13 protein-coding genes are annotated in these 13,812 nt (G+C 69.2%); 9 read left to right on the plus strand and 4 right to left on the minus strand.

Going from position 1 to position 13,812, the window contains the following annotated elements; translation table 11 throughout:
- Window positions 1-51 precede the first annotated feature (51 nt).
- Complete coding sequence (locus BLV57_RS13185; RefSeq protein ID WP_091288914.1) at window positions 52-1,098, minus strand: patatin-like phospholipase family protein; 1,047 nt, start codon at window positions 1,096-1,098, stop codon at window positions 52-54.
- A 23-nt stretch (window positions 1,099-1,121) separates the two neighbouring features.
- Complete coding sequence (locus BLV57_RS13190; protein ID WP_091288915.1) at window positions 1,122-1,880, minus strand: FadR/GntR family transcriptional regulator; 759 nt, start codon at window positions 1,878-1,880, stop codon at window positions 1,122-1,124.
- A 71-nt stretch (window positions 1,881-1,951) separates the two neighbouring features.
- Between BLV57_RS13190 and BLV57_RS13195 the strand changes: the two genes are divergently transcribed.
- The 9 genes from BLV57_RS13195 to BLV57_RS13235 are packed head-to-tail and all read left to right on the plus strand — an operon-like array spanning window position 1,952 to window position 11,859.
- Window positions 1,952-3,436, plus strand: coding sequence for an ABC transporter substrate-binding protein (locus tag BLV57_RS13195; RefSeq protein WP_091288916.1), 1,485 nt, complete (start codon window positions 1,952-1,954; stop codon window positions 3,434-3,436).
- A complete protein-coding gene (locus tag BLV57_RS13200; protein WP_091288917.1) occupies window positions 3,433-4,380 on the plus strand; it encodes an ABC transporter permease in 948 nt (315 codons plus the stop codon). Before BLV57_RS13195 ends, BLV57_RS13200 begins: the two co-directional genes overlap by 4 nt.
- A complete protein-coding gene (locus tag BLV57_RS13205; protein ID WP_091288918.1) occupies window positions 4,377-5,186 on the plus strand; it encodes an ABC transporter permease in 810 nt (269 codons plus the stop codon). Before BLV57_RS13200 ends, BLV57_RS13205 begins: the two co-directional genes overlap by 4 nt.
- Window positions 5,183-5,917: an ATP-binding cassette domain-containing protein gene (locus BLV57_RS13210; protein ID WP_091288919.1), complete on the plus strand. Its 735-nt coding sequence runs from the start codon at window positions 5,183-5,185 to the stop codon at window positions 5,915-5,917. The genes BLV57_RS13205 and BLV57_RS13210 overlap by 4 nt, the downstream gene beginning before the upstream one ends.
- Entirely contained in the window at window positions 5,914-6,684 is a 771-nt protein-coding gene (locus tag BLV57_RS13215) for an ATP-binding cassette domain-containing protein (protein ID WP_091288920.1), read from the plus strand. Before BLV57_RS13210 ends, BLV57_RS13215 begins: the two co-directional genes overlap by 4 nt.
- A 1-nt stretch (window position 6,685) precedes the next feature.
- Window positions 6,686-8,116: an aldehyde dehydrogenase family protein gene (locus tag BLV57_RS13220; RefSeq protein ID WP_091288921.1), complete on the plus strand. Its 1,431-nt coding sequence runs from the start codon at window positions 6,686-6,688 to the stop codon at window positions 8,114-8,116.
- Window positions 8,113-8,880 (plus strand): SDR family NAD(P)-dependent oxidoreductase, encoded by a 768-nt coding sequence (locus tag BLV57_RS13225; RefSeq protein WP_091288922.1) that lies wholly within the window; start codon window positions 8,113-8,115, stop codon window positions 8,878-8,880. Before BLV57_RS13220 ends, BLV57_RS13225 begins: the two co-directional genes overlap by 4 nt.
- A gap of 15 nt (window positions 8,881-8,895) precedes the next feature.
- Window positions 8,896-10,284 (plus strand): amidase, encoded by a 1,389-nt coding sequence (locus BLV57_RS13230; protein WP_091288923.1) that lies wholly within the window; start codon window positions 8,896-8,898, stop codon window positions 10,282-10,284.
- Between the two features lie 36 nt (window positions 10,285-10,320).
- On the plus strand, window positions 10,321-11,859 hold the full coding sequence (locus tag BLV57_RS13235) for a hypothetical protein (protein ID WP_091288924.1): 1,539 nt from the start codon (window positions 10,321-10,323) through the stop codon (window positions 11,857-11,859).
- On the opposite strand, the gene BLV57_RS13240 is transcribed toward BLV57_RS13235, so the two are convergent.
- Together BLV57_RS13240 and BLV57_RS13245 are read right to left on the minus strand one after the other, a co-directional pair.
- A complete protein-coding gene (locus BLV57_RS13240; RefSeq protein WP_091288925.1) occupies window positions 11,860-12,732 on the minus strand; it encodes an HpcH/HpaI aldolase/citrate lyase family protein in 873 nt (290 codons plus the stop codon). It abuts the gene before it with no gap.
- Window positions 12,729-13,802: an HpcH/HpaI aldolase/citrate lyase family protein gene (locus BLV57_RS13245; RefSeq protein ID WP_091288926.1), complete on the minus strand. Its 1,074-nt coding sequence runs from the start codon at window positions 13,800-13,802 to the stop codon at window positions 12,729-12,731. Before BLV57_RS13245 ends, BLV57_RS13240 begins: the two co-directional genes overlap by 4 nt.
- Between the last annotated feature and the right edge of the window lie 10 nt (window positions 13,803-13,812).

The raw sequence follows: 13,812 nt of genomic DNA on the forward strand, positions 1-13,812 counted from the left end.
CTTAGGCCGGTTAGAACCGGCCGCGCCACTCACGACCCCCAGCGAGCACGCCTAACCGACGCCAGTGCCCGGATACGGGAACCCGCGCGGTGCTTCGGCATCGATGTCGACCCAACGCCGCATCCCCGCGTCACAAGCCGCGTAACCCCAGTTGATCAGCCGCTCCTGCACGGCCTTGGGCATCTTCGTCAGCCGGGTGGCGGTCTCGGCGAGCGCCTGGGTCTTCGCCACGGGCGCGGCCAGCGCGTCGGACAGCTCGAAGTTCGAGATGTCGCTGTAGCTGCCCCAGTAAGTCCCGCCCATCTCTTTGTCCACATAGGACTTCAGCAGCGCGCCGGTGCGCAGCTCTCGGACCTGGTTGTCCACGATGTCCAGCACCCGCAACAGCTGCCCCGGCCAGCTGCGCTTCGGCTGGCCCGTGCGGGTCATCCGCTTGCCCGCGTCGCTGACCAGCACGGTCGCGTGCTGGTCTTCGACGGGGTCGAGGCCCAGGTTGTCGTAGACGCCCGCGTCGCTGAGCACGATCTCGCCGCTTCGGTCATCGCGAGGATCCGGGACGAGCACGGGGGACAGGAACGGCGGGAAGGCCGACGACGCCGCGACGGCGGTCGCGAGCGGGACCTGGCCGTACGGGCCGGGCTGGCGGAAGAACCACCAGAGCGCGCCGTCCTGCAGGTTCGTCGCGGTGAACACGAAACGCGGGCCGCTCGGGTCGAGCTGCTCGAGGCGGCGGTCGCCGAACAGGTGCTTGGCGTAGGCGGCGGCGAGTTCCTCACCGACGCTGCGACCGGGTTTCAGCATCCCGCGCAGCACGATCGGGATGTCGAGGCGCTTTCCGGCGAGCCTGCGCAGTGGCGCCACGACCTCGTCGTGGAAGTTGGCCGCGACACCGCCGCTGAACCGGAGCTTCGGCCACGCGTGCGCGAGGGTTCCCGCGGCGATCGAGCCGCCGGAAACGCTGGACACGCAACAGAGCTTGGGCAGCCAGCCGAGTTCGTTGAGCCGCCAGAGCGCGCCCGTGTGGAACAGCATGGCGCGGTAGCCGCCGCCTGACAGCGCCAGGCCGACGCCTTCGCGTTTGTTCTCCCCCTGAGACATGGCATCAGGCTAGGAGGGTGGGCTCAGCCCAGGTCTTCCCTTTCGAGCAGCGCTTCGAGCAGACCTCGCTCGCCTTCCGGGACATACTCCGCGTAGTTGTCGTATAGAGCCTGTTTCGCCAGGCGTGCGGCGCGGGCGCCGTCGCCGTCGCGGATCGCGTCGAGCACTTCGGCGTGGTGGGTGATCCAGGTATGCATCAGCTCCGTCCGGTCCCTGGCCTTCTCCAGCCGGTCTTCGATCAGCTCGAGGAAGACGTTGTGCACCGCCTCGCCGCTGAACACGAGCAGCGCGTTGCCCGTGGCCTTCGCGATCATCTCGTGGAAGAGGATGTCGGCGAGGCTGTACGTCGCGTAGCTCTCCTCGGCGCCTCGTCGCATCGCGTCGAGCGCTTTCTCCAGGTCGCGAAGGTGCTCTTCGGTGCGCAGGCGTGCGGCCAGCAGATGCGCGGAGCCGTCGAGGACCATCCGGAACTGCAGCAGCTCGGCGAGGCCGAGGTGATCCGCGCGCGCCAGCCGGTGCATGGACTTCTTGAGCGCCGCGGGCGACGCCGCGAGGATCTCCGGACCACGCGGGTCACCGGGCTTGGAGCGGACGAGATCACCTGCCTGCAGCACCCGCAAGGCTTCCCGCACCGTGGACCGGCTGACGCCGAACTGGGTCATCAGATCGCGCTCGCTCGGCAGCCGCTCGCCCGCCTTCAAACGGCCGCTGACCACGGCTTCTTCGATCTGCTCGACCACGCGCTCGTAGGCACGCACCGGTGCGACGCGCTCGAACTCCATCTGTGCATCCTTGACTCGGGGCCGTGTTTCTGGGTTACTGGTCTGACCAGCATACCGCCGGAGGAGGGACCATGAAAGGCCGGATACACGCCGCAGCGTTGGCCGCGCTGCTTGTCGTGTCCGGCTGCTCGGCGGGCTCCAGTGCGACGGTCGCGACCGGTGGCGACTCCTTGTCTATCGGCTTCACGGCCGAGCCGCAGAACTTCGACTTCACGCGCACCGACGGCACCGCCATCCCGCAGGTGCTGCTCTACAACGTCTATGAAGGCCTGGTGAAGCTGGACGCGAGTGGCAAGATCGTGCCGCTGCTCGCGAAGTCGTGGAAGATCAGCGAAGACCGTAAGACCTATGACTTCGAGCTCCAGCAAGGCGTCAAGTTCTCGAACGGCGCGCCGTTCACCGCCGCGGACGTCAAATTCTCGCTGGAACGGGTGAAGACGGACTGGAAGATCTCCATCAAGTCCAAAATGGACGTCGTCGATCACGTCGAGGTGGTCGATCCGGCGCACGCCAGGGTCGTGCTCACCAAGCCGAGCAACGGCTGGCTGTTCGACCTCACCGGCCGCGTCGGCGCGATGTTCAGCCCCAGCGGGGTCGCCGATCTCGCGAACACGCCGGTCGGCACGGGGCCGTACACGGTCGCCCAGCGGCGGCGCGGCGATTCGATCGTCTTGAAGCAGAATTCCGCTTACTGGGGCCCTAAACCCGCGTACTCCACGGTCTTCTTCAAGTACATCAAGGATCCGACCGCGCTGAACAACGCGCTGCTCAGCAACGGGATCGACGTGATCTCCGCGATCACGGCGCCGGACTCGATACCGCAGTTCCAGAGTGACGACCGGTTCACCGTCGTCGAAGGCACCACGAACAGCGAGGTCACCCTCGCGATCAACAACGCGAGGCTCAAGGACGTCCGGGTGCGCCAGGCGCTCACCTACGCGATCGACCGGAAAGCCTTGCTGGACACGGCATGGGCAGGCCGCGGCACGCTCATCGGCAGCATGGTCCCGCCGACGGATCCCTGGTACGAGGACCTTTCCGGCAAGTACCCGTACGACCCGGCGAAGGCCAAAGCCTTACTCGCCGAGGCAGGCCAGCCGAATCTCAGCCTCCGCCTGCGGATCCCCAACCTGCCGTACGCGCTTTCCGCGGCGCAGGTGATCGCTTCGCAGCTGGACGATGTCGGCGTCAACGTCACCATCGAGCCGCTCGACTTCCCCGCGGTGTGGCTCAAGCAGGTCTTCACCGACCACGACTACGACCTCTCGATCATCCAGCACGTCGAGGCGCGGGACATCACGACGTTCGGGAATCCCAAGTTCTACTGGGGCTACGACAACCCGAAGGTCAAGAGCCTGCTCGCACAGGCGGACACCGGCACCGAGGAGCAGCAGGTCACCGCCATGCGCGAGGTCGCGCGGCAGCTCAACGCCGACGCCGCCGCCGACTGGCTGTTCCTCTTCCCCAACGTGATCGTGGCGAAGACCAAGGTCACCGGGTTCGCCAAGAACCAGGTGAGCGAGTCCTTCGATGTCACGGGATTGGGGAAGAAATGATCCCCAAGATCCTGCGGCGTACGGCGATCCTGCTGGTCAGTGTGTTCGTCGCGTCCATCGTGGTGTTCCTGTTCATGGCCGTCCTGCCCGGTGACCCGGCGCAGGTCGCGCTCGGCGTCAACGCGACCCCCGAGCTGCTCGCCAAGACCAGGCAGGATTTCGGGATCGACCGCCCGCTGCTCACGCAGTACTTCGACTGGATCGGCGGCGTGCTGCACGGCGACTTCGGCAAGTCGTACGTGACGCGCGAGGCGATCGGGCCGCAGCTGCTGGACCGCTTCGGAGTGACGTTGTGGCTGGTCGGCGCGGGGATGCTGGTCGCGTTCCTGTTCGCGTTGCCGCTCGGCACCTTCGCCGCGGTCCGGCACCGGAAAGCCAGCGGTGCGGCCGTTTCCGGCCTGTCGCAGGTCGGCGTGGCGATCCCGGCCTTCCTTGCCGCGATCCTGCTGGTCCAGATCTTCGCGGTCCAGCTGCGCTGGCTGCCGTCCGGCGGCTGGACTCCGCCCAACCAGGACGCGGGCGAGTTCATCCGCGGCTTGATCTTGCCCGCGCTGTCGCTCGGCTTGGTGCAGGGCGCGGTCCTCACCCGGTACGTGCGATCGGCGGTGCTCGACACACTCGGCCAGGACTACCTGCGCACCGCGCGCTCCAAAGGACTCCGCCCGTTCCAGGCGCTGTTCCGCCACGGCCTGCGCAACGCCGCCGTCCCGGTGGTGACCGTGCTCGGCCTGCAGCTCGCGACGCTGCTGATCGGTGCGGTGGTCGTCGAGCGGGTGTTCGTGCTGCCCGGCCTGGGAAGCATGCTGCTCGACTCGGTCGCCGCGCGTGATCTGCTGACCGTGCAAGGCATCGTGCTCGTACTGGTGGTCGGCGTGCTGCTGATCAACTTCGTGGTCGACCTGCTGTACACCGTGCTCGACCCGAGGCTGCGAGGTGCGTCGTGAACCGGACGCTGACCATCGGGAGCGTGCTCGTCGGCCTGGTGCTGCTCGCCGCGCTGGTGTCCTTCGCCTGGACGCCGTACGACCCGACCAAGATCGACGCGGCGCACCGGCTGCTCGGGCCGAGCGCCGAGCACCTCTTCGGCACGGACCGGTTCGGCCGTGACGTGTTCAGCCAGCTCATGGTCGGCGCGCGCACCACGTTGTACGTCGGCGTGGTCGCGGTCGGCATCGCCGCGCTCATCGGCACTCCGCTCGGAGTGCTCGCCGGGCTGGCGCCGCGGTGGCTCGGCGAGTTCGTCATGCGGGTCAACGATCTCGTGCTCGCCTTCCCGGCGCTGCTGCTGGCCATCATGTTCGGCGCGGTGTTCGGCGCCGACACGCTCACCGCGATGATCGCCATCGGCATCGCGACCATCCCGTCCTTCGCCCGCATCGCACGCTCCGGCAGCCTGCAGGTGATGAGCACCGAGTACGTGCTCGCCGCGCGCTCGGCGGGCCGGTCGCGCACGAACATCGCCACCCGCCACGTGCTGCCGAACATCGGCGGACTGCTGATCGTCCAGTCCTCGGTCTCGTTCGCGATCGCCGTGCTGGCCGAAGCCGCGTTGTCGTTCCTGGGTTTCGGCACCCGGCCGCCCACTCCGTCATGGGGCCGGATGCTGCAGGAATCGCAAGACCTGCTGACGGCGCATCCGCGGCTCGCGCTGGTGCCCGGCATCGCGATCGCGGTGGCCGTGCTCGGCTTCAACCTCCTCGGCGACGGACTGCGAGACCGGCTCGACCCTCGATTGGCGGCGCGGTTATGACTCTCGTCGTCGAAGGTCTCGGTGTGTCCTCGCTGGTGCGGGACGTGTCGTTCGAGGTGGGCAAGGGCGAACGCGTCGGCTTGATCGGCGAGTCCGGCTCCGGCAAATCGTTGACCGCCTTGTCGATCATGGGTTTGCTGCCCGATGAGCTGACCGCCGTTGGCTCGGTGAAGCTCAGCGGCCGCGAGCTGCTCGGCGCACCCGAGCGTGAGCTGTCCCGGTTGCGCGGCGACGAGCTGTCGATGGTCTTCCAGGAGCCGATGACGGCGTTGAACCCGGCGATGCGGGTCGGCCGTCAGGTCACCGAGCCGGCGCGGTTGCGCGGCAAGCGTCCTGACGCAGCCGAGTTGCTCGAGTCCGTCGGCCTGCCCGCTGACGCGGTCCGCGCTTATCCACACCAGCTTTCCGGTGGTCAGCGGCAGCGGGTCGTGCTCGCGATGGCGCTGGTCAACAACCCCGCGCTGCTCATCTGCGACGAGCCGACGACGGCGCTCGACGTGACCGTCCAGGCCCGGATCTTGGAGCTGATCCTCGCCGCCACGCGCGAACGCGAGACCGCGCTGCTGTTCATCACGCACGATCTCGCGGTCGTCGCCTCGGTCTGCGAGCGCGTGCTGGTGATGCTCGACGGCGAGATCGTCGAGGCGGGCACCACCCGCGAGGTGCTCACCGCCCCGCGCCACGACTACACGAAACGCCTGCTCGAAGCCTCGGATCTGGAGGCGTCATGAGTCCGCTGATCGAAGTCCGCGACCTCGAACGCCGGTACAGCCGCCGCGACGTTCACGCGCTGCGCGGCGTCTCGTTCGAGGTCCAGCCCGGCGAGCGGTTCGGCATCGTCGGCGAGTCCGGCTCCGGCAAGTCCACTTTGGTCCGGCTGCTCGCCGCGCTCGACCAGCCGACGGCCGGCTCGGTCTCGTTCCGCGGCCGGCAGGTCACCGGCCTGCCCGAACGGCGGCTCAAGTTCCTGCGCTCCGAGCTGCAGATCGTCTTCCAGGACCCGATGGGTTCGCTGGATCCGCGGATGCGGGTCCGGGACATCATCAGCGAGCCGCTCGGCCACCGCGACCGCACGCGGGTCGCCGAGCTGCTCGAAGCCGTCGGCCTGCCCGCCGACGCCGGTGATCGCTACCCACATCAGTTCTCCGGCGGGCAGCGGCAGCGGATTTCGATCGCGCGGGCGCTCGCGCCGAAGCCCAGCGTGCTCGTCGCGGACGAGCCGGTCAGCGCGCTGGACGTCTCGGTGCGCAAGCAGATCCTCGACCTGCTGGCCTCCCTGGTCGAGCAGTTCCAGCTGACCCTCGTGTTCGTCTCGCACGATCTCGCGGTCGTCCGGCACGTCTGCGAAACGGTCGCGGTGATGCGTCGCGGCGAGATCGTCGAACTCGGCGCGGTCGGCCAGGTCTACGACGAGCCGCGCCACGAGTACACCCGCGAGCTGATCGCGGCCGCGCCCAGCCTGCGCAAGGCGCTGGCCGCATTGACGAAGGGGGAGTGAGGTGCCCTACCCCGAAGGACTGCCGATCGGCCCGGACTGGGTGTCCACTGAGGACAGTGCGCCGGTCGTCTTCCCGTTCAACGGCGACGTCGTCGGCCAGGCCCCGGTCGGCACGGCCGCACTCGCGAGGCGGGCGCTGGACGAGGCGGTCGCGATCGCCGACGTGGTCGCGAAACTGCCGTCGCGGACGCGCCGCGCGTTGCTGCTCGCGGTGGGCGCGGCCATCGAGGCACACCGCGAGGAGTTCGAGCGGATCTTGGTCGGCGAGACGGGAAAGCCGCTGGTCGACTGCCGCGTCGAGGTCGCACGCACGATCGTCACCTGGCATGCCGCCGCCGAAGAGGTCTCGCGGCTGCACGGCGAAACCGTGCCGCTGGACCTGCTGCCCTCGGGCGACGGTCTCGTCGGGTTCTGGACCCGCAGGCCGATCGGTGTGGTCGTCGGCATCGCGGGCTTCAACTACCCGCTGCTCTTGGCCTCGCACAAGATCGCCCCGTCGATCGCCGCGGGCTGCCCGGTCGTCTGCAAGCCCGCGCCGCAAACCCCGCTCGCGACGTTGTGGCTGGTCCATCTCGTCCGGCAGGCGGCCGCCGAACTCGGCGTGCCCGCCGCGCTGGTCCAGCTCGTCACCGGTGGCGCGGACGTCGGCGAAACACTGGTCACCGATCGCCGCGTCGGCGCCGTGTCGTTCACCGGCTCCGCCGCGGTCGGGCATCTGATCGCCAAGAACGCCGCCCCGACGAAGACCCTGCTCGAACTCGGGTCGAACTCCGCGCTGGTCGTGGCGGGGGACGCCGATCTCGACGCGGCCGTCGACGCCGTGCTGCGCGGCGGTTTCTACGCCTCCGGCCAGGCCTGCATCTCGGTCCAGCGGGTGCTCGTGGTCGACGAGATCGCCGACACGTTCGTCGAAGCGCTGCTCGGACGGCTCGGTGAGATCGTCATCGGCGACCCGCGCGAGGAGTCGACGCGGGTGTCCGCGCTCATCGATCCACAGTCGACCGGCCGAGTGCTCGACTGGGTCGACAAAGCGACGAAAGCCGGAGCGAAGGTCGTCGGCGGCGGTCTCGAGGGGACGGTCCTCCGCCCGGCCGTGCTGCTCGACGTGCCGGACGGCGTCGACTGCTGGGACGAGGAGATCTTCGGCCCGGTCGTCTGCGTGCGCACGGTGCCCGATGTGGACACGGCGTTCGACCAGGTCAACGCCTCGCGCTATGGACTCCACGCCAGCGTCTTCAGCCGTTCGCTCAAGACCGCGTTCGACGCGCTCGACCGGTTGCGGGTCGGCGGCGTGGTGGTCAACGAGGTGCCGGGCTTCCGCTCGGACACCATGCCGTACGGCGGGGTCAAGGACTCCGGCATCGGCAGGGAGGGGCCGCGCTTCGCGGTGGAGGAGCTGACCGTGACCAGGATGGCGGTGATCAGGCCGTGAACTACGAGAACCTGTTCCGGCTCGACGGCAGGCGCGCGCTCGTGCTCGGCGCGGGCAGCGGCATTGGCCGCGAGTCCGCCAGAGCGCTCGCCGCGCAGGGCGCGTCGGTCGTCTGCGCCGACCGCGACCTCGGCGGTGCCAAGGAAACCGCCGCCCCGATCGGCGGCGAGGTCTACGAGATCGACCTGCTCGAACCTGGCGCCGCCGAGCGCGCGGCCGCCGAACTCGGAGCCGTCGACGTCGTCGTGCTGACGGCCGCGACCAACGTCCGCAAACGCTTGCTCGACTACACCCGCGAAGAGTTCGACAAGGTCGTCGCGCTGAACCTGGGTGCCGCCTTCGACGTCGTCCGCGCGTTCGGCGCGGGCATGGTCGAGCGCGGCCGGGGCAGCATCATCGGCTTCTCGTCGATCAGGGGCACCACCGTCGAACCTGGTCAGGGCCCATACGCGGCCACCAAGTCCGGGCTGGTCCAGCTGCTCAGGACGGCCGCCGCCGAGTTCGGGCCGTCCGGCGTCCGGGTCAACGCGATCGCGCCCGGCGTCGTCGAGACGCCGTTGACCGCGCAGATCAAGGCGAACCCTGACTGGTACCAGGCGTACGCGAGCAAGGGCGCGCTCGGCCGCTGGGCGCGTGCCGACGAGCTCGCCGGCGCCGTCGTGTACCTCGCGTCCGACGCGGCGAGTTTCGTGACCGGGGCCGTGCTGGCCGTGGACGGCGGCTGGACCGCGGTCGATGGCCGCTTCGAACCCCCGGCGTCGTAGAGAAGAGGCACCCGGATGAGTGACGCGCTTGACCTTTCGGCCACCGAGCTCCGCGCCGCGTACGGCGCGGGCGCGCTGTCCCCGGTCGAGGTGACCGAAGCCGTCTTGGCTCGCGTCGAGACGCTCGAGCCGGTGCTCCACGCGCTCTACGCGTACGACCCGGCCGGCGCCAGGCTCGCGGCCGAGGCATCCGAAGCGCGCTGGCTCGCGGGCGAGCCGCTCGGCCCGATCGACGGCATCCCGCTGACGCTCAAGGAGAACATCGCGACCAAGGGCACCCCGGTCCCGCTGGGCACGGCCGCCACCGAGCTGATCCCGGCGAAGGCCGACGCCCCCGCGGCCGCGCGCGTGCGCGAGTCCGGCGGCGTGCTGCTCGGCAAGACGACCATGCCCGACTACGGGATGCTGACCTCGGGACTTTCGAGTTTTCACGAGACCGCGCGCAACCCGTGGGACACCGCCCGCACGCCGGGCGGCTCCAGCGCGGGCGCCGCTTCGGCCGCCGCGGCCGGGTACGGACCGTTGCACGTCGGCACGGACATCGGCGGCTCGATCCGGCTGCCGGGTGGCTGGTGCGCCTTGGTCGGACTGAAGCCGAGCTTCGGCCGGGTGCCGGTCGACCCGCCGTTCCTCGGCCGGGTGGTCGGTCCGATGACCCGCACGGTCGCCGACACGGCGTTGCTGATGGAGGTGCTCGCGCGGCCGGACGGCCGCGATCACCTGAGCCTGCCGCCCGCGGAGATTCCTTGGCAGGACCTGGAAATCGACATCACCGGAAAACGGGTCGCGCTGCATCTCGACGCGGGACTGGGACTCGGCGTCGACCCCGAGATCCGGGCGGCGATTATCGACGCGGCTCGGCGCTTCGAGGCGGCAGGCGCGGTCGTCGAACCCCTCGACCCGTTCCTGACCAGGGAAATGCTCGAAGGGCTCGACAAATTCTGGCGAGTGCGTGCCTGGTCGGATATCTCGGCGCTGCCGAAGGAACGCCAGGCGAGCGTGCTCCCGTACATCGCCGAATGGGCCGAGGGTGGCGCCTCGATCTCCGGACTCGACACCTATCGCGGTTTCGCGCAGATCGACGCGATGACCGTCGCGACGCTGCGCGCCACCGAACAATTCGACTTCGTGCTCTCGCCGACTTGTCCTGTGTCAGCGCCACCTGCCGAATGGGCGTCGCCGACCAATGACCCGGGCCGACCGTTCGAGCACATCGGTTTCACGGTGCCGTACAACATGTCGGGGCAACCCGCTGTGAGCATCAATGCCGGATACACCAGCGAAAATCAGCCGATCGGGTTACAGATTGCCGCTCGACGATTCGACGACCTCGGTTTATTGCGGGTAGCCGCCCTTTTCGAGCGGCTGCGGGCCGCGCAGCACGAATTTCCCACTATTGCGTAGTCCTTTTCGGCAATCACCCCTGCCACGATTGTCCGCATGCGGATGGTGTTCATCGGTGCCGGGCCGGAAGATTTCGACAGAGCCCAGCGGCGGCTGCTCGACGAGTTCCAGGCCTGGGCCGAGATCCGCGGCCGGGCCGTCGATCCGGCCGCCGCTGGCGCGGTGCTCGAGTATCGCTACCTGACCGACGGCCTGCTCGGCCGCTGGACCGGAGCGCTGCTGCGCGAGGTGCTCAGCCACGAGTTCACCGACGTGGACATGACCCCGGCCACGGTCGGCGCGCTCTTCGACTTCTTCGCCGACACCGATCTCTTCGACGACCGCAGCGATTCGGTCGAGTTCCTGCGTGAAGCGCTGGCGGACATCGCCGCGGGCTTCGACGAGCAGGAGCGTCATGCCCGGTTGCCGCAGTTCTCCACCCCGATCTTCGATCTGGCCGAGGACGACGAGCTCCGCGAGCAGGCCGAGGGCACGGCCATCGTGCGGCGCATGCACGAGTTCCTCGAATGGCTGGACGAAGACCGCACGCTCCCCGACGACATCGACGACTTTCCCGAAGGCCGCAAACTGTTCGCGCTCGCCGAAGGCATCGGCATGTTCCGCGACGAGCCACCGGATGACCTGCTCACCGACGCGCTGGCGCTGTGGACCAAGATGTTCGACCGGATGGACATCTGGGTGGGCGCCGACTCGCCGTCCGATTTCATCGGCGGCGACGGCAAGACGCTGCTGGGCATCCTCGCGGCGATCTTGGGCGGCCAGGGTCACGCGCCCGAAGAGCTCGTGTTCCGGTCGCAGGCCACCGTCGCGAACGACCCAGACGGCCGCGATGAGTTCGATCGCCTCCGCACGCTCCTCTTCGACTACGGGCTCGCCGCCCGCGAGGTGCGCACGATGCGCCACCTGCTGCCCGAAGTCCACGACGAGGACGAGGTCACCCTCCCGCTCTACCGGCTACTGCCGCTCGGCGTCCGCGCGCTGCACGGCGTGTACTCGCACGGCGGCGTCCACACCACGACCTTCCAGGACCTCACCCGCGAGACCCCGGAAGTCATGATCGCGAAGATGCTCGCCTCGGATCCCGCGCTGGCGGACGCGCTCATGGAGAGCTGGATCGCCATGCATCCACCCGGCGACGCCCGCGCCGAGCTCATCGAACTCATCGGCCGCACCGACGACTTCGAGCACCGGATGTTCGCACTCGACCTGCTCGGCAAACTCGGCCAGATCGGCGTCGAAGCCATCGTCGCCCTGCGCGACAACCCGATCTGCGGCCCCTGCGTGGCGACCTGGCTGACCCGCCACGGCATGCTGCCCGAGGAGGACATCTCGGAGCGCGAACTGGTCTACGTCCGCCTCGACGTGCTCACGTCCGGCCTCCGGCAGGCACCCGGCCGCACGATGGCGCAGTTCGCGGCGCAGCCACGCCACCTCCAGGTGCTGATGGTCGAGGACATGCCGGGCAGCGGTCACCCCTGCACCGGAGAGGTCCTCACCAAGATCGCCACCGACCACCCGGACGACTTCGTCGCCAAAGCCGCCCGCCAGGCACTGGACCGCCTGCGCGCCGAATGATCAGTCGCCGGCTTTCCCGATCGCGTCGGCCAGCGCCAGCACGCGGCGGGCGTTGTCCACGTGGAGGTTTTCGATCATCCGGCCGTCCACGGTCACCACGCCCCGGCCTTCGGCCTGTGCCGTCTCGAACGCCGCGATGATCTTCTCCGAGCGTTCGATCTCCTCGGCCGACGGCGCGAACACCCGGTTGCACGCTTCGAGCTGGCCGGGGTGGATCAACGTCTTGCCGTCGAAGCCGAACTGGCGGCCCTGCACGCACTCCGCCTCGAAGCCTTCGAGGTCCTTCACGTCGTTGTAGACGCCGTCGAGGATGACCTTGCCGGTCGCCCGCGCGGCGAGCAGGGCTAGCGAAAGGCCGCCGAGCAGGGGAGCCCGGCCCGGCACGAACTCGGCGTGCAGTTCCTTCGCGAGGTCGTTGGTGCCCATGACCAGCACGGTCAGCCGCTCGCTGGCCGCCGCGATCTCCTCGGCGTGCAGCATGGCGATCGGGGTTTCGACCATCGCCCAGATCTTGGTGTGGTCGGGCGCGCCGCCGAGTTCGAGCGCGCGCTCGATGTTGTGCACCTCGGCGGCGGAGTTCACCTTGGGCACCACCACCGCGGCCGGTCCGGCCTGCGCGGCGGCGCGCAGATCGGCGTCGTGCCAAGCGGTGTCGAGGCCGTTGACGCGAATGGTCACTTCGCGGCGGCCGTAGTCGCCGGACGACGCGGCGGCGCAGACGCGCTCGCGGGCGGCTTCCTTGGCATCGGGGGCGACGGCGTCCTCGAGGTCGAGGATGAGCGCGTCGGCGTCCAGTCCCTTGGCCTTCTCCAGCGCGCGTTCGTTGGCGCCGGGCATGTAGAGCACCGAACGGCGCGGCCTGAGCTCGGTCATCGGTCGGTGTCCTCCTCGGCGATTTCGCGGTACGCGGCGGCCAAGTCCTCGTCGCGCGCGGCGAGTTCCTCGGCCAGCTCGGCGACCACGCGGCACTGTTTCACGGACGCGTCGTCCTGCATCTTCCCGTCGATCATCACCGCGCCGGTGCCGTCGCCCATGGCGGCGATGACCTTGCGCGCCCAGCGGACGTCCTCGACGGACGGCGAGAAGACCTTCTTGGCGATGTCGATCTGGACCGGGTGCAGGCTCCACGCACCGACGCAGCCGAGGATGAACGCGTTGCGGAACTGGTCTTCGCAGCCCACGACATCGCGGATGTCCCCGAACGGCCCGTAGTACGGCAGGATCCCGTTCGCCGCGCAGGCGTCGACCATGCGCGCGACCGTGTAGTGCCACAGGTCCTGCTGGTAGGTCGTCCGGCCCGCGGTGAGGTCCTCGCCGGTCGGGTCGGTGCGGACCAGGTAACCGGGGTGACCGCCGCCGACGCGGGTGGTCTTCATGCGGCGGCTGGCCGCGAGGTCGGCGGGGCCGAGCGAGATGCCCTGCATGCGGGGGCTCGCGCCGGCGATCTCCTCGACGTTCGCGACGCCGCTGGCCGTCTCCAAGATCGCGTGCACCAGCAGCGGGCGGGTGAGCCCGGCGCGCGCCTCGAGCTGGGCGAGCAGCCGGTCGACGTAGTGGATGTCCTGTGCGCCTTCGACCTTCGGGATCATGATCACGTCGAGCTTGTCGCCGATCTCGGTGACCAGCGTGATCAGGTCGTCGAGCACCCACGGCGAGTCCAGGCTGTTGACCCGCGTCCACAGCTGCGTCGAGCCGAAGTCGGTGGCCTGCGCGATCTTCACCAGGCCCTCGCGCGCGGCCTCCTTGCGGTCGGCGCGCACGGCGTCCTCGAGGTTCCCGAGTAGTACGTCGACCTTCTTCGCGATGTCCGGCACCTTCGCGGCCATCTTCTCGTTGCTGGGATCGAAGAAGTGGATCATCCGCGACGGTGGCACCGGGATCTGGCGCAGCGGCTCGGGTGCCCCCACGGCGAGTGGTGCGAAGAAATCCTTCGGCGAGCGCATCGGTCCTCCA

The sequence above is a fragment of the Amycolatopsis xylanica genome, assembly GCF_900107045.1.
Taxonomy (GTDB): domain Bacteria; phylum Actinomycetota; class Actinomycetes; order Mycobacteriales; family Pseudonocardiaceae; genus Amycolatopsis; species Amycolatopsis xylanica.

What these genes read in the sequence shown, in the direction of transcription:
- BLV57_RS13195 (WP_091288916.1), top strand. Translation starts at nt 1,952, where the DNA reads ATGAAAGGCCGGATACACGCCGCAGCGTTGGCCGCGCTGCTTGTCGTG.
- BLV57_RS13210 (WP_091288919.1), top strand. Translation starts at nt 5,183, where the DNA reads ATGACTCTCGTCGTCGAAGGTCTCGGTGTGTCCTCGCTGGTGCGGGAC.
- BLV57_RS13185 (WP_091288914.1), bottom strand. Translation starts at nt 1,098, where the DNA reads ATGTCTCAGGGGGAGAACAAACGCGAAGGCGTCGGCCTGGCGCTGTCA.
- BLV57_RS13190 (WP_091288915.1), bottom strand. Translation starts at nt 1,880, where the DNA reads ATGGAGTTCGAGCGCGTCGCACCGGTGCGTGCCTACGAGCGCGTGGTC.
- BLV57_RS13240 (WP_091288925.1), bottom strand. Translation starts at nt 12,732, where the DNA reads ATGACCGAGCTCAGGCCGCGCCGTTCGGTGCTCTACATGCCCGGCGCC.
- BLV57_RS13245 (WP_091288926.1), bottom strand. Translation starts at nt 13,802, where the DNA reads ATGCGCTCGCCGAAGGATTTCTTCGCACCACTCGCCGTGGGGGCACCC.
- BLV57_RS13200 (WP_091288917.1), top strand. Translation starts at nt 3,433, where the DNA reads ATGATCCCCAAGATCCTGCGGCGTACGGCGATCCTGCTGGTCAGTGTG.
- BLV57_RS13230 (WP_091288923.1), top strand. Translation starts at nt 8,896, where the DNA reads ATGAGTGACGCGCTTGACCTTTCGGCCACCGAGCTCCGCGCCGCGTAC.
- BLV57_RS13235 (WP_091288924.1), top strand. Translation starts at nt 10,321, where the DNA reads ATGCGGATGGTGTTCATCGGTGCCGGGCCGGAAGATTTCGACAGAGCC.
- BLV57_RS13215 (WP_091288920.1), top strand. Translation starts at nt 5,914, where the DNA reads ATGAGTCCGCTGATCGAAGTCCGCGACCTCGAACGCCGGTACAGCCGC.